Annotated in this window: 24 protein-coding genes and 2 tRNA genes; 13 read left to right on the plus strand and 13 right to left on the minus strand. The window is 70.9% G+C overall.

Going from position 1 to position 26,774, the window contains the following annotated elements; genetic code table 11:
- Nucleotides 1–7 precede the first annotated feature (7 nt).
- The 4 genes from ACIRQ7_RS02430 to ACIRQ7_RS02445 all read left to right on the plus strand — a co-directional run bounded on the left by ACIRQ7_RS02430 (nucleotide 8) and on the right by ACIRQ7_RS02445 (nucleotide 3,705).
- Nucleotides 8–721 carry a M50 family metallopeptidase gene (locus tag ACIRQ7_RS02430; RefSeq protein WP_404259248.1) on the plus strand — a complete coding sequence of 238 codons (714 nt, stop codon included), beginning with the start codon at nucleotides 8–10 and terminating at the stop codon, nucleotides 719–721.
- A 145-nt stretch (nucleotides 722–866) separates the two neighbouring features.
- Nucleotides 867–2,219 (plus strand): 3-phosphoshikimate 1-carboxyvinyltransferase, encoded by a 1,353-nt coding sequence (gene aroA, locus ACIRQ7_RS02435; protein WP_404259250.1) that lies wholly within the window; start codon nucleotides 867–869, stop codon nucleotides 2,217–2,219.
- A gap of 13 nt (nucleotides 2,220–2,232) precedes the next feature.
- The gene (gene rsgA / locus ACIRQ7_RS02440; protein WP_401462811.1) at nucleotides 2,233–3,240 is read left to right on the plus strand and encodes a ribosome small subunit-dependent GTPase A; all 1,008 of its coding nucleotides are present in this window, start codon (nucleotides 2,233–2,235) and stop codon (nucleotides 3,238–3,240) included.
- A gap of 141 nt (nucleotides 3,241–3,381) precedes the next feature.
- A complete protein-coding gene (locus ACIRQ7_RS02445) occupies nucleotides 3,382–3,705 on the plus strand; it encodes a DMT family transporter (RefSeq protein WP_401462809.1) in 324 nt (107 codons plus the stop codon).
- A 57-nt stretch (nucleotides 3,706–3,762) separates the two neighbouring features.
- Here the strand turns inward: ACIRQ7_RS02445 and ACIRQ7_RS02450 are convergent, their stop codons facing one another.
- Nucleotides 3,763–4,524, minus strand: a complete 762-nt coding sequence (locus ACIRQ7_RS02450) for a TetR/AcrR family transcriptional regulator (RefSeq protein WP_404259252.1) — start codon at nucleotides 4,522–4,524, stop codon at nucleotides 3,763–3,765.
- A 185-nt stretch (nucleotides 4,525–4,709) separates the two neighbouring features.
- Between ACIRQ7_RS02450 and hisN the strand changes: the two genes are divergently transcribed.
- Both hisN and ACIRQ7_RS02460 read left to right on the plus strand, forming a co-directional pair.
- Nucleotides 4,710–5,513, plus strand: coding sequence for a histidinol-phosphatase (gene hisN, locus ACIRQ7_RS02455; RefSeq protein WP_404259254.1), 804 nt, complete (start codon nucleotides 4,710–4,712; stop codon nucleotides 5,511–5,513).
- 173 nt (nucleotides 5,514–5,686) lie between these two features.
- The gene (locus ACIRQ7_RS02460) at nucleotides 5,687–6,088 is read left to right on the plus strand and encodes a cyclic nucleotide-binding/CBS domain-containing protein (RefSeq protein WP_401463759.1); all 402 of its coding nucleotides are present in this window, start codon (nucleotides 5,687–5,689) and stop codon (nucleotides 6,086–6,088) included.
- A 266-nt stretch (nucleotides 6,089–6,354) separates the two neighbouring features.
- Here the strand turns inward: ACIRQ7_RS02460 and ACIRQ7_RS02465 are convergent, their stop codons facing one another.
- Entirely contained in the window at nucleotides 6,355–7,818 is a 1,464-nt protein-coding gene (locus ACIRQ7_RS02465) for a catalase (protein WP_404259256.1), read from the minus strand.
- A 160-nt stretch (nucleotides 7,819–7,978) separates the two neighbouring features.
- Here ACIRQ7_RS02465 and ACIRQ7_RS02470 point away from each other — a divergent pair, with 160 nt between their 5' ends.
- The 4 genes from ACIRQ7_RS02470 to ACIRQ7_RS02485 all read left to right on the plus strand — a co-directional run bounded on the left by ACIRQ7_RS02470 (nucleotide 7,979) and on the right by ACIRQ7_RS02485 (nucleotide 11,651).
- Nucleotides 7,979–8,398: a Fur family transcriptional regulator gene (locus ACIRQ7_RS02470; RefSeq protein ID WP_401462801.1), complete on the plus strand. Its 420-nt coding sequence runs from the start codon at nucleotides 7,979–7,981 to the stop codon at nucleotides 8,396–8,398.
- A 370-nt stretch (nucleotides 8,399–8,768) separates the two neighbouring features.
- On the plus strand, nucleotides 8,769–9,572 hold the full coding sequence (locus tag ACIRQ7_RS02475) for an ABC transporter ATP-binding protein (RefSeq protein ID WP_404260073.1): 804 nt from the start codon (nucleotides 8,769–8,771) through the stop codon (nucleotides 9,570–9,572).
- Entirely contained in the window at nucleotides 9,569–10,453 is an 885-nt protein-coding gene (locus ACIRQ7_RS02480; RefSeq protein ID WP_404259258.1) for an ABC transporter permease, read from the plus strand. The genes ACIRQ7_RS02475 and ACIRQ7_RS02480 overlap by 4 nt, the downstream gene beginning before the upstream one ends.
- Before the next feature lie 55 nt (nucleotides 10,454–10,508).
- Nucleotides 10,509–11,651, plus strand: coding sequence for an ABC transporter substrate-binding protein (locus tag ACIRQ7_RS02485; RefSeq protein ID WP_404259260.1), 1,143 nt, complete (start codon nucleotides 10,509–10,511; stop codon nucleotides 11,649–11,651).
- Nucleotides 11,652–11,716: 65 nt separating this feature from the next.
- Here ACIRQ7_RS02485 and ACIRQ7_RS02490 read toward each other — a convergent pair.
- The 4 genes from ACIRQ7_RS02490 to ACIRQ7_RS02505 all read right to left on the minus strand — a co-directional run bounded on the left by ACIRQ7_RS02490 (nucleotide 11,717) and on the right by ACIRQ7_RS02505 (nucleotide 17,063).
- Nucleotides 11,717–11,790: transfer RNA gene (locus ACIRQ7_RS02490), tRNA-Met, on the minus strand.
- Between the two features lie 117 nt (nucleotides 11,791–11,907).
- Nucleotides 11,908–13,752, minus strand: coding sequence for a sel1 repeat family protein (locus ACIRQ7_RS02495; protein WP_404259262.1), 1,845 nt, complete (start codon nucleotides 13,750–13,752; stop codon nucleotides 11,908–11,910).
- A 209-nt stretch (nucleotides 13,753–13,961) separates the two neighbouring features.
- Nucleotides 13,962–14,035 (minus strand) — tRNA-Met (locus ACIRQ7_RS02500).
- 112 nt (nucleotides 14,036–14,147) lie between these two features.
- Nucleotides 14,148–17,063, minus strand: coding sequence for a UPF0182 family protein (locus ACIRQ7_RS02505; RefSeq protein WP_404260075.1), 2,916 nt, complete (start codon nucleotides 17,061–17,063; stop codon nucleotides 14,148–14,150).
- Between the two features lie 136 nt (nucleotides 17,064–17,199).
- Between ACIRQ7_RS02505 and ACIRQ7_RS02510 the strand changes: the two genes are divergently transcribed.
- On the plus strand, nucleotides 17,200–17,754 hold the full coding sequence (locus ACIRQ7_RS02510) for a PPA1309 family protein (RefSeq protein ID WP_401462793.1): 555 nt from the start codon (nucleotides 17,200–17,202) through the stop codon (nucleotides 17,752–17,754).
- A 125-nt stretch (nucleotides 17,755–17,879) separates the two neighbouring features.
- Here the strand turns inward: ACIRQ7_RS02510 and ACIRQ7_RS02515 are convergent, their stop codons facing one another.
- From ACIRQ7_RS02515 to ACIRQ7_RS02530, 4 genes are all read right to left on the minus strand, one after another.
- Nucleotides 17,880–18,977: a PDZ domain-containing protein gene (locus ACIRQ7_RS02515; protein ID WP_404259264.1), complete on the minus strand. Its 1,098-nt coding sequence runs from the start codon at nucleotides 18,975–18,977 to the stop codon at nucleotides 17,880–17,882.
- Nucleotides 18,978–19,128: 151 nt separating this feature from the next.
- The gene (locus ACIRQ7_RS02520; RefSeq protein WP_401462789.1) at nucleotides 19,129–19,326 is read right to left on the minus strand and encodes a hypothetical protein; all 198 of its coding nucleotides are present in this window, start codon (nucleotides 19,324–19,326) and stop codon (nucleotides 19,129–19,131) included.
- A gap of 168 nt (nucleotides 19,327–19,494) precedes the next feature.
- Nucleotides 19,495–19,977 (minus strand): molybdenum cofactor biosynthesis protein MoaE, encoded by a 483-nt coding sequence (locus ACIRQ7_RS02525; protein ID WP_404259265.1) that lies wholly within the window; start codon nucleotides 19,975–19,977, stop codon nucleotides 19,495–19,497.
- Nucleotides 19,978–20,110: 133 nt separating this feature from the next.
- Nucleotides 20,111–21,277: an SDR family oxidoreductase gene (locus tag ACIRQ7_RS02530; protein WP_401462785.1), complete on the minus strand. Its 1,167-nt coding sequence runs from the start codon at nucleotides 21,275–21,277 to the stop codon at nucleotides 20,111–20,113.
- A gap of 191 nt (nucleotides 21,278–21,468) precedes the next feature.
- On the opposite strand from ACIRQ7_RS02530, the gene ACIRQ7_RS02535 reads away from it, so the two are divergent.
- Entirely contained in the window at nucleotides 21,469–22,986 is a 1,518-nt protein-coding gene (locus ACIRQ7_RS02535; protein ID WP_404259267.1) for a zinc-dependent metalloprotease, read from the plus strand.
- The gene (locus ACIRQ7_RS02540) at nucleotides 22,983–23,513 is read left to right on the plus strand and encodes an NUDIX hydrolase (protein WP_404259269.1); all 531 of its coding nucleotides are present in this window, start codon (nucleotides 22,983–22,985) and stop codon (nucleotides 23,511–23,513) included. Before ACIRQ7_RS02535 ends, ACIRQ7_RS02540 begins: the two co-directional genes overlap by 4 nt.
- A 73-nt stretch (nucleotides 23,514–23,586) precedes the next feature.
- On the opposite strand, the gene ACIRQ7_RS02545 is transcribed toward ACIRQ7_RS02540, so the two are convergent.
- The 3 genes from ACIRQ7_RS02545 to ACIRQ7_RS02555 are packed head-to-tail and all read right to left on the minus strand — an operon-like array spanning nucleotide 23,587 to nucleotide 26,749.
- Nucleotides 23,587–24,345, minus strand: coding sequence for an AIM24 family protein (locus tag ACIRQ7_RS02545; protein WP_404259270.1), 759 nt, complete (start codon nucleotides 24,343–24,345; stop codon nucleotides 23,587–23,589).
- A 19-nt stretch (nucleotides 24,346–24,364) separates the two neighbouring features.
- Complete coding sequence (locus tag ACIRQ7_RS02550) at nucleotides 24,365–25,048, minus strand: AIM24 family protein (protein ID WP_401462777.1); 684 nt, start codon at nucleotides 25,046–25,048, stop codon at nucleotides 24,365–24,367.
- Nucleotides 25,049–25,060: 12 nt separating this feature from the next.
- Entirely contained in the window at nucleotides 25,061–26,749 is a 1,689-nt protein-coding gene (locus tag ACIRQ7_RS02555; RefSeq protein WP_404259272.1) for a TerD family protein, read from the minus strand.
- Between the last annotated feature and the right edge of the window lie 25 nt (nucleotides 26,750–26,774).

Raw genomic sequence — 26,774 nt, forward strand, 5'->3', positions numbered from 1 at the left:
CAGCACTATGGACACCGACCACATCACCGACGTATGGAGCCGGGTCTTCGGGACCCAGTCCGCCCCTTCACTCTGGCTGGTGATCGCCACCGGAGTGGTCGCGCTGGCCGCCGTCGCCCCGCACCCCGCCTGGCGGCTGTCCCGGAACGCCGTGACCATCGCCCACGAGGGCGGCCACGGCCTGATCGCGCTGCTGACCGGCCGCCGGCTGGACGGCATCCGGCTGCACTCGGACACTTCGGGGCTGACCGTCTCCCGCGGCAGGCCGACCGGCATCGGCATGGTGCTGACCGCCGCGGCCGGCTACACCGCGCCGTCGCTGCTGGGGCTGGCGGGCGCCGCGCTGCTGGCCACCGGGCACATCACGGCCCTGCTCTGGGGCGCCACCGCGCTGCTCATCGCGATGCTGGTGATGATCCGCAACGCCTACGGCGTGCTCACCGTCGTCCTGGCGGGCGCCGCGTTCTTCCTCATCTCCTGGCTGACGACGCCGGACGTGCAGGCGGCGTTCGCGTACGTCGTGGTGTGGTTCCTGCTGCTGGGCGGGGTGCGGCCGCCGTTCGAGCTGATGGGCAAGCGGCGGCGGGGCGGGGCGATGGACTCCGACCCCGACCAGCTGGCCCGCCTCACCCATATTCCGGCGGCCGCCTGGCTCGGCGTCTTCCATGTCGTGACGCTGCTCTCCCTGATAGGCGGCGGCAGCCGGCTGCTCGACGTCTGAGCGGACAGCTGCCCGCCGTAGTGGCCGGTATCCGCCGCTTCCGCCCGCTCCGGCCGCAGCGGCGCACTACCAGCGCCATGTTTCGTAGAGGTTGCGCCACTTTTGATCAAGATCGGCACCCTTGGCCAGCCATTAAAGTAAGGGCATGACCGAGAGCCCCGCACACCCCGCCCTTTGGCCCGCCCCCGTCGCCTCCGGGGCGGTCGATGCGACCGTCACCGTGCCCGGCTCCAAATCGGTCACCAACCGCGGCCTGGTCCTGGCCGCCCTCTCCTCCGAACCCGGCTGGCTGCGCCGCCCGCTGCGCTCGCGCGACACCCTCCTGATGGCCGAGGCGCTGCGCACCCTGGGCGTCGGCATCGAGGAGACCGCCTCCTCCAGTTCCGCGGGCGCCGGCGGCGGAGAAGCCTGGCGGGTGATCCCCGCGGGGCTGCACGGCCCGGCGACCGTCGATGTCGGCAACGCCGGCACGGTCATGCGCTTCCTGCCTCCGGTCGCCGCCCTCGCCGACGGCCCGATCCACTTCGACGGCGACCCGCGCTCCTACGAACGCCCGCTGGGCGGCGTCATCAATGCCCTGCGCGCCCTCGGTGCCCGGATCGACGACGACAACCGCAGCGCGCTCCCGATGACGGTGCACGGCGGCGGCGCCCTGGACGGCGGCCCGGTCGAGATCGACGCCTCCTCGTCGTCCCAGTTCGTCAGCGCCCTGCTGCTGTCCGCCCCGCGCTTCAACCAGGGCGTCGAGGTCCGGCACACCGGTTCCGCGCTGCCCTCCATGCCGCACATCCGGATGACCGTCGACATGCTGCGCAACGTCGGCGCCCAGGTGGACACCCCGGAGTCCGGCGGCGAGCCGAACGTCTGGCGGGTCACCCCCGGCGCCCTCCTCGGCCGCGACCTGGTCGTCGAGCCCGACCTGTCGAACGCCCAGCCGTTCCTGGCCGCGGCGCTGGTCACCGGCGGCCGGGTCACCATCCCCGACTGGCCCGAGCACACCACCCAGCCCGGTGACGCGCTGCGCGAGATCTTCACCACCATGGGCGGCTCCTGCGAGCTGACCGACCGCGGCCTGACCTTCACCGGCAGCGGCCGCATCCACGGCATCGACGTCGACCTGAGCGAGGTCGGCGAGCTGACCCCGGGCATCGCCGCCGTCGCCGCCCTCGCCGACTCCCCCTCCACGCTGCGCGGCGTCGCCCATCTGCGGCTGCACGAGACCGACCGGCTGGCCGCTCTGACCAAGGAGCTGAACGAACTCGGCGGCGACGTCACCGAGACCGCCGACGGCCTGCACATCCGGCCGCGCGCCCTGCACGGCGGGATCTTCCACACCTACGAGGACCACCGGCTGGCCACCGCCGCCGCGATCATCGGCCTCGCCGTCGCGGGGGTGGAGGTGGAGAACGTCGCCACCACCGCCAAGACGCTGCCCGACTTCCCCGCGATGTGGACGGACATGCTCGATCCGGCCGCGGTTCCCGCCCGGAGAGCGTGAGGACCCGGCCGCCATGCGTCGCTACGGCAAGAACCCCGACGAGGACGACATCCGCGTCCGCCCCAATCCCAAGGGCAACCGCCCGCGCACCAACATCCGCCCCAAACACGAGGACGCCGGCGAGGGCCTCGTCCTCACCGTCGACCGCGGCCGCCTGACCTGCCTGATCGAGGGCCGTACGGTCACCGCCATGAAGGCCCGCGAACTGGGCCGCAAGAGCGCGGTGGTGGGCGACCGGGTCGCGGTCGTCGGTGACCTGACCGGCGCCAAGGACACCCTCGCCCGGATCGTCCGGGTCGAGAAGCGCACCTCGACGCTGCGCCGTACAGCCGATGACGACGACCCCTTCGAGCGGGTCGTGGTCGCCAACGCCGACCAGCTCGCGATCGTCACCGCACTCGCCGACCCCGAGCCGCGCCCCCGCCTCATCGACCGCTGCCTGGTGGCCGCCTACGACGCGGGCCTGAGCCCGCTGCTGGTGCTGACCAAGTCCGATCTGGCGTCCGCCGACGGCCTGTTGGAGCTGTACGGCGCCCTGGGCGTGCCCTACCTCGTCACCAACCGCGACGAACTGACCGACGGCAAGGCCGCCGACCGGGTACGCGAACAGCTGACGGGCCGGATGACGGCCTTCGTCGGCCACTCCGGGGTGGGCAAGACGACCCTGGTCAACGCCCTGGTCCCGGACCGCCATCGGGCCACCGGACATGTCAACGCCCACACCGGACGGGGTCGGCACACCACCACCTCGGCGCTGGCACTGCCGCTGCCCGGCGACTCGGGCTGGGTGATCGACACCCCGGGCGTACGGTCCTTCGGGCTGCACCACGTCGACCCGTCGCGGGTCATCCTCGCCTTCCCCGACCTGGTCACGGGGACGGACGCGTGTCCTCGCGCGTGCAGCCACGACGAGCCGGACTGCGGGCTGGACCAGTGGGTGGCCGACGGGCACGCCGACCCGGCCCGCCTCTATTCGCTGCGCCGGCTGCTCGCCACCCGGGAGCGACGCGAAGGCGACTGATCCCGACGTTTCCGTCGTCCGTCCGAGGTAAAGGCATAATCGCACCGAGGTCGGCCGGCCCCTGTCCGGGCGAGCAGGGCCGGACAGGGCCGAGCGGTCATCCTCACCCGAGCAGGGCCGAGCTGACGGAGGCACAGGGACATGGCGTGGCTGCTGGTCGTGGTGGCGGGGATCCTGGAAACGGGGTTCGCGGTCTGCCTCAAGCTGTCGCACGGCTTCACCCGTCTGTTCCCGACCATCGCCTTCTGCGCCTTCGCCCTGGGCAGCTTCGGTCTGCTGACCCTGGCCCTGCGGAAACTCGACGTCGGCCCGGCGTACGCGGTCTGGACCGGCATCGGCGCGGCCGGCACCGCGATCTACGGCATGGTCTTTCTGGGCGATGTGGTCTCCACGCTGAAGCTCGTCTCCATCACCCTCGTCATCGTGGGCGTCATCGGCCTGCAGCTGTCCGGCTCCGCCCACTGACGACACCGCCCGGACACCCCTGACGGGCGGCGCCCGTAACCGTCACACCCGCGGCCCTCAGCGGGCCACCGCTCCCCCGCCCGGCAGACGGGCGAACGCCCCGCGTACGAGCCGCGACACCGTCTCCGCCTCGGGCTCCGGCCGGGTCTGCGCCGCCCCTGCGCCGGCGGGCCCCGCCGGTACGCGATCCGTTACGGGAGGGGCGCCCGCGGCGAGAGCCGATCCCGGCACCACCGGGGCGACCACACACGACAGCGTCAGCCGCGCCGCGGTCTCGCAGGCGGTGCCGAGAGCCGGCAGTTCCTCCCGCGGCCAGTCCGGTTCCAGGGCCGCCACCGCCCGGTCGCAGAACCGGCCGACCAGCTCGGCCGGGCCCGGCAGCGGGTCCTCGGCCCTCGCCCGGGAGCGCTGCGCGGGCACGCCCCGCCGCGCGGCCCGTACGGCGGCGGTCGTGGGCGGGGCCGGCAGCCGTTCGCTCCAGCAGCCGGTCAGGGCGGCCCTGACCAGCGGGTTGGTACGCGCGGCGCGCAGCGTCCAGGTGGCCGCGGCGACCACCCGGCCCGCGGCGTCACCCGGCGGCCCGGCCGCCGCCTGCCGGCCGTCCCGGGTCAACGCCTTTTCCACACCGGCGAGATAGTTGGCCGTCTCCCGGTGCACGAGGGCGCGGGCCAGCCCTTCCTTGCTGCCGAACTCGTTGTAGAGGGTCTGCCGGGAGACGCCCGCCGCGGCCGCGACGTCGACCATCCGGACGGCCGCCCAGGCCTGGGCGGTCAGCGCCGTATAGGCGGCATCCAGCAGGGATTCACGCGCAGCGGGCATCCGTCGCCTCCGGGGCCGCCGGCCCATATGGCCGGAGTGCGCACAGAATTGACGCGGCGCCAGAGGCTGTCAAGGGTCGCCGCACGACGGCCCCGCACCGCTGTCCAGCGGCACCTGCACCCCTTACGCGCCGGTCCTGGCATGGCCGTGTGGCTCCGGGGTACCCCTGTCGATACTGTTCGCACATGCCCGACTATCACGATGATCTTCGTCTCGGCCATGTCCTTGCGGACGCCGCGGACGCCGCGACCATGGAACGGTTCAAGGCGCTCGACCTCAAGGTCGAGACCAAACCGGACATGACGCCGGTGAGCGAGGCGGACAAGTCCGCCGAGGAGCTGATCCGCGGTCATCTCCAGCGGGCCAGGCCACGGGACGCGGTGCTCGGCGAGGAGTTCGGAAGCGAGGGTTCGGGTCCACGCCGCTGGATCATCGACCCGATCGACGGCACCAAGAACTACGTCCGCGGGGTGCCGGTCTGGGCGACGCTGATCGCGCTGATGGAGCGCGGCGAGGGCGGCGACCGCCCCGTGGTCGGCATCGTCTCCGCGCCGGCCCTCAACCGCCGTTGGTGGGCCGCCGAGGGGCTGGGCGCCTTCACCGGCCGCAGCCTGACCTCCGCGTCCAAGCTGCGCGTCTCGCAGGTCGGCCGCATCCAGGACGCCTCGTTCGCGTACTCCTCGCTGTCCGGCTGGGAGGAGCGCGGTCAGCTGCCCGGCTTCCTCGACCTGACCCGGGACTGCTGGCGGACCCGCGGCTACGGCGACTTCTGGCCCTACATGATGATCGCCGAGGGCTCGGTGGACATCTGCGCGGAGCCGGAGCTGTCGCTGTGGGACATGGCGGCCTGCGCCGTCGTGGTCCAGGAGGCGGGCGGCCGGTTCACCGGTCTGGACGGCAAGCCGGGCCCGCACAGCGGGAACGCTGCGGCCTCCAACAGCCTGCTGCACGAGGACCTGCTGAAGTACGTCGGCGACACCCGGAACTGATCCGGGGCCGCACAGCGGCTGTGACCTGCGAAGGGGCGGGCGGCGGAGCACGATCCGCCGCCCGCCCCTTGTTGGTTCGGCGTGGGCATGTGAACATGAGAATCCAACAGATTGTGAACTTGTGAATTCATTCGCAAGCCACATCACCAAGGAGGTGGCTCCACTCCATGCCCATGTTCGTCAGGGACGCCATGAGCACGGTGGTCCTCACCATCGGGCCCGCACACACTCTTCGCCAGGCCGCACAGCTGATGTCGGCCCGCCGCATCGGGGCGGCCGTGGTCCTCGACAAGGACGCCGGCGGCATCGGCATTCTCACCGAGCGCGACATCCTCAACTCCCTGGGCGCCGGCGACAATCCGGACCGCGAGACCGCCCAGACCCACACCACGTCGGATGTGGTCTTCGCCGCGCCGGACTGGACCCTGGACGAGGCGGCCGACGCGATGGTGCGGGGCGGCTTCCGCCATCTCATCGTGCTGGACGACCGCGAACCGGTCGGCATCGTGTCGGTCCGCGACATCATCCGCTGCCGCTCGGACGTCATCGAGCGGGTCGGCGCCGTCACCGCCTGAGTCCTCGGGCAGGCATGCCGACGCCGCCTGAGCCTCTCAGGAAGGAAGGCCGTCACCTCCCGGATTCCCGGGGAGCATGCCTGCCCGGTCCCTCCCTGCCGACCCGGCCCTCTACGGACTGAGCGCCGGCGGCCCCGGACGCACGAAGAGGCCGGAGCCCATCGGCATCCGGCCTCTTCGGTTTTACGGCAAGCGACGGTTGAGCAGTCCCACGGCGATCGGCCACCTCCGCCGGAGCGGCGGCGGCTCAGCCGCGCGGGGCCGCGTCAGCCGCGCAGGGCCTGGACCGCGGCGTCGAGCCGCTTGCCGTAGTCCGCGTCCGCCTTGCGGAAGTTCTCGATCGCGCGCTGCGCGATGTCGTCGCGGGAGACCTGCGAGATGAAGCCCGCCAGATTGTCGATCAGGCGTCCCTTCTCGTCCTCGGACAGCAGGCGGTAGAGGTCGCCCGCCTGTACGAAGTCGTTGTCCTCGGCGTGCGAGGGCGCCGCGCTCTCACCGGTCTCGCCGTTCACCGCGACCGGCTGCCACAGCGCCCGGCCGGTCTCCACCGGGCCGTCGAAGCTGTTGGGCTCGTAGTTCTTCCGGCCCGCGTGACGGCCGTCGTAAAGGAAGCCGTCCCGGCTGTTGGTGCGGGCCTCGGTGGCGTGCGGACGGTTCACCGGCAGGTGGTCGGCGTTGATGCCGACGCGGTAGCGGTGCGCGTCGCCGTAGGCGAAGAGACGGCCCTGGAGCATCTTGTCGGGGGACGGGCCGATACCCGGCACGAAGTGGTGCGGGGAGAAGATCGACTGCTCGACCTCGGCGAAGATGTTCTCCGGGTTGCGGTTGAGCTCCAGCTTGCCGATCTCGACCGGCGGGTAGTCCTCGTGCGGCCAGACCTTGGTCAGGTCGAACGGGTTGAAGCGGTAGTTGGCCGCCTCGGCCGCGGGCATGATCTGCACCTGCACGGTCCAGGACGGGAAGTCACCGCGCTCGATCGAGGTGCGCAGGTCGCGCTGGTGGCTGTCCGCGTCCTCACCGGCGAGCTTGTCGGCCTCGGCCTGGGTGAGGTTCTTGATGCCCTGGTCGGTCTTGAAGTGGTACTTGACCCAGAAGGCCTCGCCGGCCTCGTTGGTCCACTGGAAGGTGTGCGAGCCGTAGCCGTTCATGTGGCGGAGCGTGGCGGGGATGCCGCGGTCACCGAACAGCCAGGTCACCTGGTGGGTGGACTCGGGAGAGAGGCCCCAGAAGTCCCAGACGTTGTCCGCCTCCTGCGAGCCGGTGTACGGGTCGCGCTTCTGGGTGTGGATGAAGTCCGGGAACTTGATGGCGTCCTTGATGAAGAACACCGGGGTGTTGTTGCCGACGAGGTCGTAGTTGCCCTCTTCGGTGTAGAACTTCAGCGCGAAGCCGCGGGGGTCACGCACCGCGTCGGCCGAGCCGAGGTTGCCTGCGACGGTCGAGAAGCGCAGGAACGTCTCGGTCTGCTTGCCGATCTCCGAGAGGAAGTTCGCGCGGGTGTACTTGGTCACATCAGCGGTCACCGTGAAGGTGCCGTACGCACCGGCGCCGCGCGCGTGCACGATGCGCTCCGGAATGCGCTCGCGGTTGAAGTGTGCGAGCTTCTCGATCAGGAGCTGGTCCTGGATCAGACCGGGGCCGCCGACGCCGGCCGTCTCACTGTTCTGGTTGTCCGCGACCGGAGCCCCGGACTCCGTGGTGAGCGGTCCAGTGGTGCTCTCTACCGACACGTGCGCCTCCTGAAAGTCTTCTACACCTGCCCTTGGCTTGCGCCGTTGCCGATCCTACATTGGACAATGTCTAAGTCAAGAAGGACCCGAAAGTCGTACCTGATCCGGTGATGGACCGGCCGCTGCTACCCTGGCTTTATCTGACTGATAGGTGAATGGCATGAGTGACCTGCTGGAACGGCTCCGGGGACGCGGCTGGCGGCTGACCGCGCAGCGACGCGTCGTCGCCGAGGTCCTCGATGGGGACCACGTCCACTACACCGCTGACGAAGTGCACGCACGGGCGACCGACCGCCTCCCCGAGATCTCGCGCGCCACGGTCTACAACACCCTCGGCGAGCTGGTCTCGCTCGGCGAGGTGCTCGAGGTCAGCACGGACGGCCGCGCGAAGCGCTACGACCCGAACGCTCACCACGATCACCAGCACCTCATCTGCTCGCAGTGCGGCACGATCCGCGACGTCCACGTCCAGGGCGACCCCCTCTCCGCCCTGCCCGAGCCGGAGCGCTACGGCTTCCAGGTCTCCGAGGTCACCGTGACCTACCGGGGCATCTGCCCCACCTGCAACTCCACCTCCTGACGCGGCGGGAGCCGGCCCCCGTCCGGGCCGCCCCGCACCGGCGCCCCCTGGCGCAGCACCCCCCCCCCACAGAGCCCGCGCCATACCGGCCGCGGGCGTTTCGGCATGCCCGGATCCCACCCCGGGCCACTCGCGCACCCGGCGCCCCTCCGGACCCGTATCCGCACGACCCTTGCCCTGATCTGACGGCCCGTCATATCGTCGGCGGCGCCGCGCTCTTCGGCCATCGGGTCCGACCGGGCCCGGCCTCCCGTGACCGCGGCGCCCTGTCCGCACTCCGCGAGGAGCACCCGTGGGAGAGCCGCACCCTTCCCCCGCACCGACCCGCCCGGCCGGTGACCGGGCCGAACCGGCCGCCCCGCCGCCGGCGTTGCGCGCCCGCGCCCTCACCCGCACCTTCGGCCGCGGCAGCAAGGCAGTGGCCGCGCTCGGCCCGCTCGATCTCGAGATCGCGGCCGGTGAATTCGTCTGCGTCGTCGGCCCGTCCGGCTGCGGGAAATCCACCCTGCTGCGTATCGCCGCCGGTCTGCTGCGCCCCGGCGCGGGCGAGCTGGAGCTGCGCGCGAGCGCGGACCGCCCGGTCGCGATGATCTTCCAGGACTACGGCATCTACGACTGGAAGACCGTCCTGGCCAACGTCCGGTTCGGCCTCGACATCGCGCGCGTCCCCCGCAAGGAGGCCGACGAACGGGCCCGTGCCTGGCTCACCCGGTTGGGGCTCGCCGACTTCGCCGCCGCCTACCCGGCGGCTCTCTCCGGCGGTATGCGCCAGCGCGTCGCCATCGCCCGCGCGCTGGCCGTCGAGCCCGAGATCCTGCTGATGGACGAGCCGTTCGCGGCCCTCGACGCCCAGTTGCGCACCATCCTCCAGGACGAGCTGCTGGAGCTCACCCAGACCACCCGCACCACCACCCTCTTCATCACCCACAGCCTCGAAGAGGCGCTGGTGCTCGGCGACCGGGTCCTGGTGATGTCCGCCCGGCCCGGTCGGATCATCGCCGAACGCCGCCCGCCGTTCGCCCGTCCCCGCACCGGTGACGTCCGCGACGCCCCCGAATTCACCGCCCTGAAGGCCGAGTTGTGGGAATTGCTGCGCGACGAGGTCGCCGGCCGGGCCGCCCTGGACACCGTCGGGACGGGTGCGCACGGCACGAAGGGGGCCCCGCGCGGATGACCACCACCCTGAGCCCGAACGACCCCGGCCACCACGCCCGGACCGAACGCCTGATCGTCCGCCGCCCCGGCCCCCGGGAACTGCGCCCCGAACGCACCCACCGCCGCCGGCGCACCCTCGAACTCTCGCTGGCCGTCGCCGTCCCGCTCGTCCTCGTCCTGCTGTGGCAGCTGGCCGCCGGCCAGTCCTGGATCGACGACCGCATCTACCCCGCACCGTCCACCATCCTGGCCGACGGCTGGGACCGCGCCCTCGCCGGCGAGCTGTGGCCGGACGTCCGGGCCACCCTCCAGCGCGTCCTGGCCGGCTACGCCATCGGGACGGTGTCCGGCTACCTCCTGGGCCTCCTCATGGGCTCCCTGCACCTCGTGCGGGCCGCCCTCGAACCCCTCCTGGACGCCTTGTACGTCGTCCCCAAACTCGCCCTGCTCCCGGTGTTCCTGAACATGTTCGGCCTCGGCGAAGGCCCCCAGGTCGCCCTCGTCGCCGCCACCGTCTTCTTCTTCGTCTGGATCTCCACCATGGCCGCCGTACTGGCCATCCCCGCCGGCCACCGCGACGCCGGCCAGGTCTTCGGCGCGAGCGCCTGGCAGATGTTCCGGCACGTCCTGCTGCCCGCGTCGCTGCCTGCCGTCCTGGTGGGCGCGCGGATCGCCGCGGGCGTGGCGGTCCTGGTCATCGTCGCCTCCGAACAGATCGCCGCCACCGACGGCCTCGGCCACCTGATCTTCGACTCGCGCGCCCTGTTCCAGAACGACGTGATGTTCGTCGGCATCGTCTGTGTCGCCGTCCTCGGGGTGCTCTTCTCCGAACTCGTCCGCCTGGCCGGACGCTTCCTCACCCCCTGGGCACCTCGCGACCGCAGCCGCGCCCAGAACTGACCCCTGGACGAGCAATCCCGAGCAGACCCTGAGACACCGCCCGCACGGAGGTCCCATGCGCCGCATCCGCACCACCACCGTCACCGTGCTCACCGCGGTACTCGCCCTCAGCGCGGGCTGCGCCGCCAAGGAGGACACCGCGTCCCCCTCCGCACCCCGCACCATCAAAGCGGTCCCGGGCTGCGGCAAGGCCGCCTGGACCGACCCCGCGGACCGCGCCCCCGACCGCGCCCCGGCCCGCTGCGACAAGGGCACCCCGGCGCCCGCCCCCCTCAAGAAGCGCCGGACCCTCACCGTCGCCACCGGGACCCTCAACGCCGAGTACGTGGCGCCGCTGCGACTGGCCATCGAGAAGGGCGAGTTCAAGAAGGAGGGCCTGGACGTCGAGCTGAAGGTGCTGCCCACCCCGGAGGCGCTGCCGCTGCTGGCCAAGGGCGACCTGGACACCCTCTGGGCAGCCCCCGAGGCCGCCGTGGTCAACGGCATCAACGGCGGCTTCCCCATCCGCTGGGTGGCCGGCAATTTCTCCCCCGACCCGGAGTCCAAGAGCGGCCTGTGGGTGCGTCTGAAGAAGGGCGAGAGCGCCTCGTCGGCATCCCTCAAGGGCTCCAGGATGGGCACCATGATCGGCAAGGGCTCCGTGATCATGTACCCGATGGACTCGTCCTTCGCCTCGCACGGCGCCGACATGAACTCCGTCGCCTTCCAGCAGCTCGGCTCCGCCGATGTCCTCACCGCGCTGACCGGTGGTGGCGTGGACTCCGCCTGGCTCCTCGACCCGGTATGGCGGCGGGTGGACGGCGACAAGAAGTACGCGTTCCTCGGCGGCCAGCCCCAGGGCGAACCCCTCGGCGGCGCGCTGTACGGCCCGAACCTGCTGCGGAAGGACCCGGACGCCGGCGTCGCCTTCCTGCGCGCCTACACCCGCACCGTCAACACCTACTTCCGCGGCGACTACAAGGCCGACAAGGCGTTCGTCACCGAACTCGCCAAGCTGCTGAAGGTCGACGCGAAGATCCTGACCTCGGTGCCGTCCCTGCGGATGGACTGGGAGATCAGGAAGGGCACCACGGACCGGCTCCAGAAGTCCTACCGGGACGCCGGCGTCACGAAGGGAGCGCCGCTCCCCGAGGACCGGATCGTCGACCGCACGCTCTACGCGGAAGCGGTCGGTCACCGGCCCGGCAACGCCTCGTAGAGCCGCCCCGGACACACGCATGACGAAGGCCCGGATCCACTCGGAATCCGGGCCTTCGTCTTAAGTAGCGGGGACAGGATTTGAACCTGCGACCTCTGGGTTATGAGCCCAGCGAGCTACCGAGCTGCTCCACCCCGCGTCGTTGTGCCTTTACTCTAACCCTAGGCCGACGACCAGCGCAAATCCCTTCCCGGGGCCTGGGCTCCGGCCTTCAGCGGGCCGGAGCCCGGGCCCTCGGCGGCTCCTTCCGGAACCCTCAGGCGCTGAGCTCCTCCTGGAGCGCCGTCCGCAGCCGCGCCGCGCGCCCCGCCACCTCGGGCGGCCCCAGTTCGACGGCCCGCGCACACCAGCTCTGCGCCTCCGCGAGCGCACCGCGCCGGGCGGCGAGCAGCGCGAGGCGAAGCGCCGCGCGACCGTGCCCCTCCTCAGCGGCGCGCTGCCACCACAGAGCGGCCTCGGGGAGGCTGCCCTCGCGGGCCAGCAGCAGGCCGAGGTTGAAGGCGCCGTTACGGCTGCCGGACTCGGCCGCCGCGCGGTACCAGGTCGCGGCCTCGACCACATCGCCACGAGCGGCCGCGAGCATGCCCACCCGGACCTGGGCGCGACGGTGCCCCTGCCGCGCGGCACGCTCGTACCACTGCGCACTCTCGTCGTCCGGCGTCCGCCCGGGATCCGCGAAGCCCGTTCCGGACACCTCGGCCGACCTGCGGTCCAGCAGGTCGGCGAGGCGGAAGGCCGCCTCGGGGCTGCCGCCGCCGGCCGCGCAGCGCAAATTCCGCTCCGCGGCCTGCTCGTCGCCCTCGCGCAGCTGCACGATGCCGACCTGCAGCGCCGCCTCGGTGTGCCCGGCCGCGGCCGCCCGCTCGTACCAGGTGTGCGCCATCCGCTCCTCGCCCCGCCCGGCGAACAGGATGCCGAGATTGAACGCGGCGTCCACGCTGCCCGCCTCGGCCGCCTTGGAGAACCACGGCTCGGCCCCCGCGGCGTCGCCACGCTGCAGCAGCAGGATGGCGAGCGCGTTGGCGGCCTCGCGGTGCCCGGCGTAGGCGGCCCGGCGGTACCACTGCTCGCCGCGTCCGGACCGGTCCTGCTCGGCGCAGAGCAGCCCGATGTTGTAGGCGCCGTTGACGTCCCCGGCGTCCAGCGCGGCGCGGTACCAGCGCTCGGCGGTCTGCAGTTCCCCGCGGTCGGCGTGCAGCGCGCCCAGCGCGTTGGCAGCGTTGCCATCGCCTTCCTGGGCGGCGCGCCGCCACCATTCGGCGGCGCTCTCCTCGTCACCGGCGTCGCGCAGCAGGAAGCCCAGCGCGCAGGCGGCGCGCGGCTCACCGTCCTTGGCTGCGGAGAGGTACCAGCGGCCGGCCTCCTGGATGTCGCCGCGGTCCTCCAGGAGCGCGCCCAACTGGAGGGCGGCGCGCCGGTGTCCGCGCGCGGCGGCCTGGCGGTACCACTGCTCGGCCTCCGCTTCCTGGGTCAGCTCGCCGTAGGCGGGCACCGCCCGGCGGTCCGTGTCCCGGCCGTCCTCGACGACCCGGGCGAGGCGGTAGGCGGCCTCCCGGTGACCCCGCTCGGCTGCGGCCCGGAACCAGCGTTCGGCTCCGACGTCACCGCGGTGCTCCAGCAGGTCGGCGAGGGCGTACGCGCCCAGGCAGTGGCCGGATTCGGCGGACTGGCGCAGCCAGTACTCGGCGGCCGGCTCATCACCGCGCTCGCGGTAGTGCCGGCCGAGGGCGTGGGCTGCGGCGGCGGAACCCGCGACCGCGGCGATACGCCACCATCCGGCCGCCTCGTCCGCGTAGCCCCGCTGGTGGAGCAGGACACCCAGGTTGTTCGCGGCTGCGCGGTCGCCGGCGGCGGTGGCGGAGCGAAGGTGCGGCTCGGCGCCGTCGAGGTCACCGCGGCGCAGCAGCAGCGCGCCGAGCGCGCTCATGGCTGCGGTGTCGCCGGCCGCCGCGGCCCGGCGGTGGCCGGTCTCGGTCACGGCGTCGGAGGCTTCCGCGGCTTCCATCGCATCCATCGGCAGCTCGGATTCGCGCCCGTCGTCGGGCGCATGCACAAACCGGTCTGTCTCCAACAACCTTGCCTTGTCCCCCATAAGAGCCATCGTCGCATCACCCGTAACCCACGTACACCTGGTATACCGCAGCCAGTGAGGTCACTTCAGCGGTTTGTCGACTTCCCGACACGACGACTTGTCAAACTCAAGCACACACTTTCCCCACATCGGCCGAACGACCCGGCCGTGTGCGAAACGGATCCGGGAACGCACGACGAAGGCCCGGATCCTCAAGGATCCGGGCCTTCGTTCTTGAGTAGCGGGGACAGGATTTGAACCTGCGACCTCTGGGTTATGAGCCCAGCGAGCTACCGAGCTGCTCCACCCCGCGCCGTTGTGATCTCAACCTATCACGGTGCCGGGGAGACCCCTGACCACCGCGGCCCGTGACCACCGGCTCACACCGGCGGTCACGGGCCGCTTCACGAGGCCGGGGGGGCGCCTCAGCCGCCGGACTTGTCCGCCGGCTTGTCGTTCTTGCCGGGGGCCTTCTCGGACGCCTTGGCGGCCCGGTCCAGCGCCTCCTTCAGCTTCTTCTGGGCCTCGCCGTAACCGGCCCAGTCGCCCGAGGTGCGGGCCTTCTCGCCGTCCTCGTACGCCTTCTGGGCGTCACCGAGAGCCTCCTGCACCGTCTGGTCGGACGGTGGCGGCGGCTGGCTCGTGTCGCCGCTCGGTGGCTCCTCAGGGGTGCCGGTGCTCGGCGCCTTCTTGCCGAAGACAACATCCAGCGCGTCCTTGAGGGAGTTCTCCAGGACGGGCTTGTTGTCGCCGTAGCTGACCAACACCTTCTTCAGAAGCGGGTAGTTGGTGTTGGCGCCGCGCAGATAGACCGGTTCGACGTACAGCAGCCCGCCGTCCAGTGGCACGGTCAGCAGATTGCCGTACTCGATCTCCGAGTCACCGAGCTTCTTGAGGATGTTGAGCTCGTTGGCGATGCTGGGATCGGAGTTGAACTTCGACTGCACCAGCTGCGGCCCGGGGACGGGTGTCTGCGAGGGCAGTTTCAGAACTCTGATCTTGCCGTAGTCGGGACTCTTCGCGTTGGCGTCGACACCCATGAACGCGCCTAGATTGTCGCGTTTGTTGGGCGTGAAGGTCGTCGTCAGCGAGAACGCCCGGTCCTTCTGGCCCGGCATCTTCATGCTCAGGTAATACGGCGGCACGGCGTTGCCCGACTTGGTCGTCGGATCGTTCGGGATCTGCCAGCGCTCGGAGCCGGTGTAGAAGGTACCCGGGTCCGTGACGTGGTAGGTCGTGAGCAGCTGCCGCTGCACCTTGAAGAGGTCCTGCGGGTAGCGCAGGTGCTCCATCAGGGCGGGACTTATGGCGTCCCGCTTCTCGACCGTGCCGGGGAAGGACTTCATCCAGGTCTTGAGGACCGGGTCCTTCTTGTCCCACTGGTAGAGCTTCACCGAGCCGTCGTAGGCATCGACCGTCGCCTTGACGGAGTTGCGGATGTAGTTGACCTGGTTCTGCTGGGCCACCACCGCCCGCTGTCCGTTGGTGAGCGAGTCGGCCGTGGTGTCCCCGAGCGTGGTGCGCGAGGCGTACGGATAGCCGTTGCTCGTGGTGTAGGCGTCCACGATCCACTTGATCCGGCCGTCTATGACCGCCGGGTACGCGTCACCGTCGATGGTCAGCCAGGGGGCGACCGCTTCGACGCGCTCCTTGGGAGTGCGGTTGTAGAGGATCCGCGAACCCTTGCCGATCGCGCCGGAGTAGAGGATCTGCGGCTCCCCGAACGACACGGCGTATGCCGCGCGGTTGATCGGGTTGGAGAGATTCACCCCGCTCTTGCCCTGGTAGCTGTAGCTCTTCTCGCCGCTGTCGTCGGAGTAGTCGAGCTCCTTCTGCGGCCCGCCGACGATGGAGTACTGCGAGGTCTTCTCGCCGTAGTAGACCCGCTGCTGGTACTTCCCGAGCTGCCCCTTGGCCGGGAGATCCGACTCGGTGTACTTCGGCCCGCCGCCGTCGGCGGTCTCGGTCCCCTTCGCGGCGACCGCGCCGTAGCCGTGGGTGTACTTGAAGTGGTCGTTGATCCAGTTGCGCTCGGGGATACCGGCGATGTTCAGCTCACGCAGACCGATGACGGTGTCCTGCTCGGCACCGTCCTGGTCCTTGTACCGGTCGACGTCCAGGGTCGAGGGGAACTGGTAGTACCCACGCACCTGCTGCTGTTGCTGGAAGGCCGGCGAGACGACGTTCGGGTCGAGCAGCCGCATGCTGGCCGTGGAGTCGGCATCGTCCCGCAGCCGCTGGCTGTCCTCCTTGTCCTTGGGCTTGTAATTGCCCTTGTACGGCGTGACGTCGGAGTCCTGGATGTCGTACGCATCCCGGGTCGCCTTGATGTTCTGCTTGATGTACGGCGCTTCCTTGGCCTGCTCGTTGGGCTGGACCTGGAACTTCTGCACGATCGCCGGATACAGCCCGCCGATCAGTACCGCGGAGAGCACCATCAGACCGAAGCCGATCACCGGCAGCTGCCAGGTGCGGCGCCAGAGCGTGGCGAAGAACAGCACCGCGCAGATCGCCGCGATGAAGAACAGGATGGTCTTCGCCGGGAGATAGGCGTTGGCGTCCACATAGCGCAGGCCCGTCCAGTTGTCGGCCGACTTCAGGCCGCTGGACTTCACCGCCAGGCCGTACCGGTCGAGCCAGTAGGCGATCGCCTTGAGCGAGACGAAGATGCCGAGCAGCACCGACAGATGGCCGGTCGCCGCGGCGGTCGCCCGGGAGCCGGGACTCGTCACCCGCAGCCCGCCGTAGAGGTAGTGCGTCAGCGCCGCGGCGACCAGACACAGCACGGCGGCGGCGAAGCCGAAGCTCAACAGGAAGCGGTACCACGGCAGATCGAAGGCGTAGAAGGAAACGTCCATGCCGAACTGCGGATCCTTCTGACCGAACGGCACGCCGTTGATCCACTGCAGCCAGGTGCGCCACTCGCCGGAGGCGGACGCGCCCGCGATCAGGCCGATCACCGCGGTGATCGCGATCAGCACCCACTTCTTGAACGGGGCGATGCCCATCCGATAGCGGTCCAGGCTCTGCTGCTCCATGGACATCGCGCTCAGCGGCGGCCGAAGCCGGTGCGCCAGCCAGATGTTGACGCCGACGGCCGAGGCCATCAGGACGCCGAAGAAGAAGAACAGTCCGATCTTGGTCCACAGGGTCGTGGTGAAGACCGACGAATAATTGACCGAGCGATACCAGAGCCAGTCGGTCCAGAACCCCGCGAACATCACGAAGAGCATGGCCAGCACGGCCAGCACGCCCAACGTCATGAGCAGGGTCCGGATCCGCCGGGACGGTCGGCCGACTCTGATCCGTGGCCCTGTCGGGCCTCCGCCGCGGTCCGGCATCTGGAAAGCCAAGGTGCGCACCTCGAAGTTCGCTGTGGTGTGGAGCAGGCCCGGCGATAGTAGGACCCACTGATGCAACTTACTAAGGCTTTACTCGGTTCCCGATTTCAGGGGTTCACAAGGCACGATGTTGAACATGACCAACCTCCCCGTTGACGGCACCCCCCTCGCCGCCGGCCCACTGACCCGAGCGGTACTCGAAATCGACGAGTACAGCGCCGGTCTCGGCTGGGACCAGCCCGCCCGTTTGTTCGCCCTCGTCGACACCGCCAAGCTGCGCGATCAGGAGCCCTCGCTCGCCGCCCAGCTCGGCATCGACGACTCCACCACCGCCTCCCTGACCCCCGTGGAGCAGGACGAGATCCCGGCCGATGCGCCGCTGGACGAGTTCCTCGGCACCATCGCCTGGCCCGACGCGGTCACCGGCTGCGCGATGACCGTGGAGCGGCTGATGCTGCCGCCGTCCGCCGAGGACTCCGTGCCCGAGGGCATGAGCGATACGCAGCTCGCCAAGTGGGTCGCCGACCACCCGGACCGCCAGGAGGTCCGGATGACGGTGGCCGTGCTGCGGGACGGCTCCCGCGAATCGGCGCTGCGGCTGCGCGAGAAGGACTCCACCTCCGAGGTGCTCACCGGCGCCGCGCTGGTGCCGGGCCTCGCGGACGCGCTGGCGGCGACCTTCGAGGCGTGAGCTTCGAGGCGGCAGGAATTCCGTGACCACAGAGGGAAGGCCCGGCCGCTCGGCCGGGCCTTCCCTCTGTGATGTTCCGCGTCCCGGCAGCCGCGCCCTTCCGGACGGCGGCGCCGCGGACGCGGCTACGACCTGCCGGACGTGCTGCAGCTCGGCAGACCCTGGGTGTCGTCGTTGCGGATCTTCTCCATGGCCTTCACCGCGTCGCCTATGGTGTCGACCTTGACCAGGCGCAGGCCGGCCGGGGTGTCCTTGGCCGCGGCCGCGCAGTTCTCCTTGGGCGTCAGGAAGAACTCCGCGCCCTTCTCCCGCGCCCCGACCGTCTTCATCGAGATGCCGCCGATCGGCCCGACCTTGCCCTTGTCGTCGATCGTGCCCGTACCCGCCACGAACCTGCCGCCGGTCATGTTCCCCGGGGTCAGCTTGTCGACGATGCCGAGCGAGAACATCAGCCCGGCGCTGGGGCCGCCGACATCGGCGAGCTTGACGTCGATGTGGAACGGGAAGATGTGATCCACCCCGGCCTGGATGCCCACGATGGCGCGGCCGTCGTCCGCCTTCTCGGTGGTCAGGGAGATCTGCTTCCGGCCGGCCGTCGGGCGCTTGCCCTTCTTCTCCGCCGCGGCCGCGTCCTTGGCGGGGATGACCGTGAAGACGACCTTCTCGCCGGGCTTGTGGCGGGTGACGAGCTTGGCGACGTCGGTGTTCGCCTTGACCGCCGTGCCGTCCACGGCCGTGATCACATCGCCGGCGTGCAGCCTGCCGTCGGCCGGCTTGTCCTTGACGACGGAGCCGACGACGGTCTGGGTGGCCACCGGGACGTGCAGCTGGTTGAGCGCGGCGACCTTGGCGCTCTCCTGGGACTGGGAGAACTCCTCGGCGTTCTCCTGGTCGGCCTGCTCCGCGGTCTGCCCCTCGGGATAGAGGGTCTTGTGCGGCACCACGGCGTTGTCGTGGTTCAGCCAGCCGTAGACGGCCTCGACGAGGTTCATGGTGTAGTCGGGGCCGGTGACGCGGACCGTGGTCATGTTGAGGTGACCGGTGGCCGGGTAGGTCTTGCGGCCGGAGATCTGCAGCACCGGCTCGCCGTCGTGATCACCGAGGGTGTTCACCGTCGGGCCCGGCGACATCTCGGCGTACGGCACGGGGATCAGTACCCCGGCGCAGAGCAGCGCGATCAGCATCAGGGTCGAGGCGAGCAGCGTCGCGGTGCGGCGTGGCATGGAACGACAGTACGGGACGGGTATGACAACCGGCCCGCGGGGCCGTCCGTACGGGGGCCGGTCCAGGCACGCACGACCGACGGCCCGTCACTCCGCGGGGATGCGGCACTTCCTGGTGCGCAGGACTTCCTGGTGCGCAGGCCGCCGAACGTCAGGCGGCGTCGGTGGCGGCCGCGGCCGCAGCGGGTTCGGAAGCGGAAGGATCTTTCTCCATCGCCTCACGGAACCTGGCATAGCCGGCCAGTTCGGCGACATCCCCGGTCTTGCGGTTACGCAGGGCCCAGCTGCTCCATCCCGCGGCGACCAGCGCGGCGAGAACCGGAATCAGCAACCAGAGGAGCGCACCCACAGCGACCTCCCAACTGCTTGCACAACCGCAATCGACCAATAAGCAGATTAACCATCTGCCAGATCAACGCTCACGCCAGGGGGCGGGTTACGCAACCGGAGGACCGCACCGATTCGGCCATGCGTTCGGGAAGTCACCGTTCGGCCCGCCGGCCGGCCCCGGTGCCCGCTAGCAGGCGCCCACCCATTCCTCCGTACCGTCCGAGAACGTCTGGTGCTTCCAGATCGGCACCTCGTGCTTGAGATCGTCGATCAGCTTGCGGCAGGCCTCGAAGGCCTCGCCACGGTGCGGGCAGGAGACCGCGACGACCACGGCGAGGTCGCCGATGGACAGGTCGCCGACCCGGTGGACGGCCGCCAGCGCGCGGACGGGGAACTCGGCGACGACCTTCTCGGCGATCCGGCGCATCTCCGCCTCGGCGCTCGGGTGCGCGGAATAGCCCAGGCCGTCGACGTCGGCACCGCCGTCATGGGAGCGGACCGTACCGACGAACAGCGCCGTACCGCCGGCCGCAGCGTCGCCGACGGCCGCGAAGACCTCGTCGACGGACAGCGCGGTGTCACGGATCGCGAGGAGCCGGATCGGGTCCTGTGCGGCCTGCTCACCGGGGTGGTCGCGGCCGGACGGCGGGAGGGATTGCGTGCTGGACATGGTCCCATCGTGCCCCACCGGGCAGCGATGCGGAATGGCCGTTTCTGCCGGGCGCGAGGGCGGCCGTATGGAGGCTCCTACAGCCGTGGCAGCCCGGTCCTGACCGCCCGGCCGCCCTGCCGGACCGGACGGCTCAGATACGGCGGCGGGCCTTGCGTGCGCGCCTGACCAGGGCGGCGGTGCCCAGCAGGGCCACGGTGGCACCGGCGGCGCCGGCCGCGGTGGCGTCCTTGCGGCCCAGCCTGCGGCCCGCGACGGTGTGCCGGCCCGCGACCTCCTCCAGGAGCTCGGCGAGCACCTCTTCGTTCGTCCACCGGGGCCGCCAGCCCGCCTCGTGGAGCCGACTGCCACTGACCACCCAGGGGTGCATCGTGTACGCGAGGTCCCCGGCGGGCGACGGTGTCAGACCGATGCGGTGCAGGCGGGCGGCCGCGCCCAGGGCCACCGAGGAGGGCAGCTCCATGCGCCGGATGCCGGAGAGCTCCTCGACCTCGTCCTGTTCCAGCCAGCCGTCGCAGCCGACCGCCAGCTCGCCGTCGACCTTCTCCAGGGCGGCGTACTCCAGTGCGCTGACCAGGTCCTCGACGTGGCAGAACTGCCAGGCGGGGCGGGATCCGGCGACGACCAGGAGGCGCGGTGACTCGAAGTAGCGGGTCAGCGCGGTGTCGGTGCCGCCGACCAGAACGGTGGGGCGTACGACCGTGACATTCAGGCCGGGGTGCGCACGGGGCGCGCGATGTGCGAGGTGCTCGATCTCCAGGAGATCGCCGACACCGGTGGCGTCGGCGGTGGCCCGCAGCTCGGCGTCCTCGGCCAGCGGCACGTCGTTGTCGGGCAGCGCGCCGTAGACCATGGCGGAGGTGCACAGCACGACCCGGTGGACACCGGCCGCCGCGGCGGCGGTGAGCACGGTCTGGGTGCCGCGGACGTTGTAGGCGGTGCGGGCGGTGTCGTCGGTCTCCAGGTCGAGGTCGAGCGCGAGGTGGACGACGACGTCGGCGCCGCGCAGCTTCTCGGCGATGGCGGGGTCGCGTACGTCGAGGACGTGCCAGTGCGCCTCAGCGATGTCGCCGCGCCGTTCGTCGATGGCCACCACCTGCTTGACCTCGTCCGATGCGACGAGGGCGTGGGTGAGCAGCGCGCCCACACCGGACGCGGCTCCGGTGACGGCGACGACGGGCCGGCGCTCCGGCCGGTCCTTGGCGCCGCCCGCGGTCGTGGCCGCCTTCTCGGTTTCGGCCTTCTCGGTGTCGGCCGCAGCGTTTCGCGCTGCGCGAACGGTCGGATCTGGGGAACTCACCGGGCGTCTCCAGCGGTTGAATTCAGTACGTACACGTGCTGACGCGTGCGCACCAGGTGGCGTCCATCCTGCCGCAGCCACCGGTACAGCGAAGCACCGAGCCCCGAAGCGGGTCGGGTGTCTACGCTGGAGGTGATGTCGGGCAGTCGCTGCCGGCCCCTGGTCGGCGGCCCTACGAGCCGAGGAAACCCGTGAGTGACACCCCATTTGGATTCGGCCTTCCGCCGGAGGAGCCGGAGGACGGCGACAACGGCAGCAAGAAGGGCGGCCAGGGAGGTAGCCAGGACCCCGCGGACCCCTTCGGGTTCGGCGGCGGGAGCGGCGGCGCGGACAATCCGTTCGCGGCGCTCTTCGGCGGCATGGGCGGAGCCGGTGGCGAGATGAACCCCGGCGACCTGGGCGCCGCCTTCCAGAAGCTCGGCCAGATGCTCTCCTACGAGGGCGGCCCGGTGAACTGGGACATGGCCAAGGACATCGCGCGCCAGACCGTCGCGCAGGGCGCCGAGGACGGCAGCAAGGACGCCAGCCTGTCCCCCGGTGAGCGCACCGCGGTCGAGGAGGCCGTGCGGCTGGCCGACCTGTGGCTGGACGGTGTGACGTCGCTGCCGTCGGGCTCCGGCTCGGTGGTGGCGTGGAGCCGCGCCGAGTGGGTCGAGGAGACCCTCCCGGTGTGGAAGGACCTGGTCAACCCGCTCGCCGAGCGCGTCGGCTCGGCGATGGGCGACGTGCTTCCCGGGGAGATGCAGGCCATGGCGGGCCCGCTGCTCGGGATGATGCGCTCCATGGGCGGCGCGATGTTCGGCACCCAGATCGGCCAGGCGCTCGGCGTCCTGGCGAGCGAGGTCGTCGGCTCGACGGACATCGGGCTGCCCCTGGGGCCGGCCGGCAAGGCCGCCCTGCTGCCGGGGAACATCGCGACCTTCGGCTCCGGCCTGGGCGTCCCGGAGGAGGAAGTGCGGCTCTATCTGGCGCTGCGCGAGGCCGCCCACCAGCGGCTCTTCGCCCACGTGCCGTGGCTGCGCTCGCATCTGTTCGGTGCCGTCGAGGGCTACGCCCGCGGCATCAAGGTCGACACCAGCAAGCTGGAGGACGTGGTCGGCCAGCTGGACCCGCAGCACCCCGAGGAGCTGCAGAACGCCCTCCAGCAGGGCATGTTCCAGCCCGAGGACACCCCCGAGCAGAAGGCGGCGCTGGCCAGGCTGGAGACCGCGCTGGCGCTCGTCGAGGGCTGGGTGGACGCGGTGGTGCACGCCGCTGCCGCCCCGCATCTCCCGTCGGCGGACAAGCTGCGCGAGACGCTGCGGCGGCGCCGGGCCAGCGGTGGCCCGGCCGAGCAGACGTTCGCCACGCTGATCGGTCTTCAGCTGCGTCCGCGGCGCCTGCGGGATGCCTCCCGTCTGTGGGCCTCCCTGACGGACGCCCGTGGCCTGGAGGGCCGCGACGGCCTGTGGGAGCACCCCGACATGCTGCCGACGGCGGCCGATCTGGACGACCCGGACGGCTTCGTGCACCACGAGCAGCTGGACTTCTCCGAGCTCGACAAGATGCTGGGCGAGGCCGCGAGCGGCGGCAAGCCCGACCTGAGCAAGCCGGCGAAGGACGCCCCGGCCGATGCGTCGTCGGACGAGGACGCCACCGGCACCGCCGACGGCCCGGACAGCGCCTCCGGCGAGGGCAAGGGTGACGGCAGGGGTGACGGCGACAAGTGAGTCTGCGTGAGGACGCGGCGCGGGTGCTCAAGGAGTGGCCCGCGCCGTCGCCCGACCAGGAGCAGCTGCGGCTCACGTATCTGGACCACCTCGCCGCCCACCAGGACGGCATGTGGAAGCCCTGCAAGGACGGGCACATCACGGCGAGCGCGCTGGTGATCGATCCGGCTGCCGGCCGGGTGCTGCTGACCCTGCACCGCAAGCTGGAGATGTGGCTGCAGATGGGCGGCCACTGCGAGCCGGAGGACGCCTCGCTGGCGGACGCGGCGCTGCGTGAGGCGCGTGAGGAGTCCGGGATCGCCGAGGGGCTGACGCTGCTCCCCGGTGGCCCGGTGCGGCTGGATCGCCACCACACACCCTGCGCCTGGCATCTGGACGTCCAGTATGCGGCGCTGGCTCCCGAGGGCGCGGTGGCCGCCATCAGCGAGGAATCGCTGGACCTGCGGTGGTTCGCGTACGACGAGGTGGCCGGCGTCGCCGACGACTCGGTGGTGCGGCTGGTGGAGCGTACCCGCGCGGTGCTGTAGCGCAACCGCCCGTGACACGCTTTCGGCGCCCGTTCCCTGGAGGGACGGGCGCCGAATGCGTCACTGCGGTGCGTCAGTTGGTGAAGATGTTGCCCTGGTTCTGCCCATGGGCGCCCTGCTGGCCCAGGCCGAACTGGGCGGCCATACCGGACCCGATCACGGCGTTCTGCGGCGGCAGCAGCTCGCTGGGCTGGACCAGCGCGTAGCCCTGGCCGAGGAAGCTCAGCTCCCAGCCCTCGCCGGTGTTGCCGCGACGCCGCCACACCCCGGAGGAGTGCGTCTGCGCCTGCAGCTGGACCCGCAGCGAGGCGGACCAGGCGACGACCGCGTCGGCGTCGGCGTTGACGTACTTGTCCGGGGTGACCTGCAGCATCAGCGGCTGGCCCGAGGTCATCAGGACGACCTTGCCGCGCCCGGAGATGTTGAGCTGGTACTTACCGGTGCCGGAGATGCCGTACTGGCTGTCGACGGAGACGACGTCCCAGTGGAGGCCGGAGTCGAGCGCCAGGACGTAGCTGCTGTCGACGGTCAGACCGTCGTGGTCGACCTCGACGACGTGGATGTACTGGGCGAGGTTGGCCAGATAGACCGTGCCCTGCCCGGAGACCCGCATCAGATCCAGGCCCTCACCGGACATCGCGCGGGCGCGGTGCTGGCCCTGGGTCTGGTAGTTGCCGTCGAATTCGAGCATGCCCTGATAGGCGACCATGGAGCCCTTACGGGCGAGCAGGTCTTCATGGCCCTGGAGGCCGACCCGCAGCAACTGCGGGTTCTGCAAGGCGTAACGGTCCTCGGACTGTGCCTCGGTGAAGGCGAAAAGCGGACTCTGCATGGTGTTCTCGTCCTCCCCCTCAGCCCCGGGCCCGGAGCCGGTCGGTGCTGTCCTCGCTGGGCTGGACGACGACGAACCCCTGGCCGGAGAAGCCGAGTTGGTACGCCTCGCCGCTGCCGCGCCCGATCATCGATGATGCCTTGAAGCTGCGCTTGCCCTTCATCTTGAGGTTGGTGGACCAGGCGACGAGCGCGTCCGGGTCCACATACGTCTCGTCGTCACCACGGCCGCAGTCGACGACGATCGGCGTGCCCCGGGAGGTCAGTGCGACCCAACCGGTGCCGGAGATCGCGACGTTGAAGAGCCCCTGGCCGGCGAACTTCGCCATGCCCTTGACGCGCTGCACGCCCCACTGGAGGTGCGCGTCGAAGGCGAGGAGGTTGGTGCCGTTGACGGAGAGCGACTCGCCGTTGAGGTTGATGCAGACGACGTCGGCGCCGTAGTCGGCGAGGAAGAGCAGACCGTCGCCGGTGCACTTCATCAGCGGTGCGCCTTCGCCGGTGATCCACTGGGAGGCCATCTGGCGGACGGCGGGCGGGTTCGGCTCGTACTGCACGAAGCCTTCGTAGGCGATCATCGAGCCGGTGCGCGCGAGGACGTCCTGGCCGCTCTGCATGGCGATCTTCACCATGGACGCGCCGTGGTTCTCCATGCGTGCGGCGGGCGGGGTCGGGGCATAGCCCGACAGCTGTTGCTGGTTCATTTACGGGCTCCCTCAGACCTCGTAGGGCTGGACGACGATGAAGTTGCCCGGCGCACCGCGGAACTGGAGGTTCACGGTCTCACCGGAGTGGCCCGGGTAGGCCTGCCGGCGCAGGCTCACCTGGCTGGAGATGATCACCTGCGAGGCCGCGGACCAGGCCACGATGGAGTTGGCGTCGGCGAAGGTGGTCGGGGTGACCGGCAGCACCACCGGGGTGCCCTGGGTCGTGACGACGACCGTGCCGGTGCCGTGGAACTGCATGGTGAACAGGGCGCCACCGGGGATGCCGTGACCCTCGATCCGGCGGATCTCGTGCGTCAGCGACTCGTCGAAGGCCAGCACGCTCTCGGCGGAGACACAGATCGCGTCGCCCTGGAGCTCGATGGGATGGACATGGGCGCTGTTCTCGGCGAAGAAGACCTGACCCTGGCCGGAACAGCGCATCAGCTGCATTTCCTGGCCGGTGGCGTTGCCGACGATCCGGCCGCGGAAGCCGGCGCCCTTGTAGCTGAAGTCGACCTTGCCCTGATAGAGCACCATGCTGCCCTGCCGGGCGAGCACCGGCTGGCCGTCGACACCGAGGTCGACGCGGATCAGCTTGCTGTTCTGCGGGGTCCAGCGCTGGCCGGTGGGCGCTTCCTTGTACTTCTCCAGGACGGCGCCCAGGCTGGGCCCGGCTCCCTGAGGGGCCGCCGGTGCCTGCCCCGGATACGGGGCGCCGGGCACCTGACCGGGCTGGCCGTAGGGGGCGGGCTGACCCTGGGGCGCGGCGTATCCGCCGGGCGCCGGGGCGGGCTGGCCGTACGGGGGTGCCTGCGGCGCCTGCTGGCCGGGGAAGCCACCGGGCGCGGGCTGACCGGGCTGGCCGTACGGGGCGGGCTGGCCCGGCATACCGGGAGGACCAGGCATGCCGGGAGGCGGCACCGGACCAGCGGGCGGGGCCATCGGCGCGGCGATGGTCGGCGCGTTGTGGACCTGTGGTGCGGTCGGCTGCTGAGGCTGCTGGGGCGCGGGCTGTTGCGGGACACCCTGGGGCGCGGCCGGCGGTTGCTGCTGCGGTATGGGCGCGCCGGCCGGCGGCCCGAAGGACGGCGCGGGGGCGGCCCCTGCGGGCGGTCCGAAACCGGGGGCGCCCTGCGCCGCGGCGGGCGGCGCCGGAGCTTCCGCCGCCTCCTCGGCGACCTCGCCGCCGAAGTTCTTCAGCAGCGCTTCGAGGCCGCCGTCGAATCCCTGGCCGACCGCGGCGAACCGCCAGACGTCCTTGAGGTAGAAGTCGCCGAGCATGACGGCGCGCTCGGTGCTGAACTCGCTCCCGGTGAAGGAGTAACGGGCGACCTCTTCGCCACCGGCCACGATCCGGATGTAGCCGGGGCCGATCTGCGACACCTGGCCGGCGCCGTCGAGCGCCGCGGTGAACGACAGCTTCTGGACGTTCTGCGGAATGCTGTCGAGGGTGACCCGGAAGGACTCGGTGTCACCGGCCTGCGCGCCGAGCTGCTGGATCGACTCCTCGGGCGACTTGGGCTGGTTGAAGAAGATGAAGTAACGGTCGTCGGACAGCCGCTCGTTCGCGTCCAGACCGAAACAGCTGATGTCGAAGGTGAGGCCCGGACCGGCGATCTGCACGCCGACGTACAGATCCGTCCCCGCCGTCAGATCACTGATCTTGGCCTTGTGGCCCCGCTGGAATTCCCTGGCCATACGTAACGACCGTCCCCCGCTCCCG

Origin of the sequence: Streptomyces sp. NPDC101393 (assembly GCF_044767385.1) — a bacterium.
In the GTDB taxonomy this organism is placed as follows: Bacteria; Actinomycetota; Actinomycetes; order Streptomycetales; family Streptomycetaceae; genus Streptomyces.

What these genes read in the sequence shown, in the direction of transcription:
- ACIRQ7_RS02450 (WP_404259252.1), bottom strand. Translation starts at nt 4,524, where the DNA reads ATGCCCGCTGCGCGTGAATCCCTGCTGGATGCCGCCTATACGGCGCTG.
- rsgA (WP_401462811.1), top strand. Translation starts at nt 2,233, where the DNA reads ATGCGTCGCTACGGCAAGAACCCCGACGAGGACGACATCCGCGTCCGC.
- ACIRQ7_RS02510 (WP_401462793.1), top strand. Translation starts at nt 17,200, where the DNA reads ATGACCAACCTCCCCGTTGACGGCACCCCCCTCGCCGCCGGCCCACTG.
- ACIRQ7_RS02430 (WP_404259248.1), top strand. Translation starts at nt 8, where the DNA reads ATGGACACCGACCACATCACCGACGTATGGAGCCGGGTCTTCGGGACC.
- ACIRQ7_RS02480 (WP_404259258.1), top strand. Translation starts at nt 9,569, where the DNA reads ATGACCACCACCCTGAGCCCGAACGACCCCGGCCACCACGCCCGGACC.
- ACIRQ7_RS02445 (WP_401462809.1), top strand. Translation starts at nt 3,382, where the DNA reads ATGGCGTGGCTGCTGGTCGTGGTGGCGGGGATCCTGGAAACGGGGTTC.
- ACIRQ7_RS02515 (WP_404259264.1), bottom strand. Translation starts at nt 18,977, where the DNA reads ATGCCACGCCGCACCGCGACGCTGCTCGCCTCGACCCTGATGCTGATC.
- ACIRQ7_RS02555 (WP_404259272.1), bottom strand. Translation starts at nt 26,749, where the DNA reads ATGGCCAGGGAATTCCAGCGGGGCCACAAGGCCAAGATCAGTGATCTG.
- ACIRQ7_RS02495 (WP_404259262.1), bottom strand. Translation starts at nt 13,752, where the DNA reads ATGGCTCTTATGGGGGACAAGGCAAGGTTGTTGGAGACAGACCGGTTT.
- ACIRQ7_RS02525 (WP_404259265.1), bottom strand. Translation starts at nt 19,977, where the DNA reads ATGTCCAGCACGCAATCCCTCCCGCCGTCCGGCCGCGACCACCCCGGT.
- ACIRQ7_RS02505 (WP_404260075.1), bottom strand. Translation starts at nt 17,063, where the DNA reads ATGCCGGACCGCGGCGGAGGCCCGACAGGGCCACGGATCAGAGTCGGC.
- ACIRQ7_RS02550 (WP_401462777.1), bottom strand. Translation starts at nt 25,048, where the DNA reads ATGAACCAGCAACAGCTGTCGGGCTATGCCCCGACCCCGCCCGCCGCA.
- ACIRQ7_RS02545 (WP_404259270.1), bottom strand. Translation starts at nt 24,345, where the DNA reads ATGCAGAGTCCGCTTTTCGCCTTCACCGAGGCACAGTCCGAGGACCGT.
- ACIRQ7_RS02470 (WP_401462801.1), top strand. Translation starts at nt 7,979, where the DNA reads ATGAGTGACCTGCTGGAACGGCTCCGGGGACGCGGCTGGCGGCTGACC.
- ACIRQ7_RS02485 (WP_404259260.1), top strand. Translation starts at nt 10,509, where the DNA reads ATGCGCCGCATCCGCACCACCACCGTCACCGTGCTCACCGCGGTACTC.
- aroA (WP_404259250.1), top strand. Translation starts at nt 867, where the DNA reads ATGACCGAGAGCCCCGCACACCCCGCCCTTTGGCCCGCCCCCGTCGCC.
- hisN (WP_404259254.1), top strand. Translation starts at nt 4,710, where the DNA reads ATGCCCGACTATCACGATGATCTTCGTCTCGGCCATGTCCTTGCGGAC.
- ACIRQ7_RS02460 (WP_401463759.1), top strand. Translation starts at nt 5,687, where the DNA reads ATGTTCGTCAGGGACGCCATGAGCACGGTGGTCCTCACCATCGGGCCC.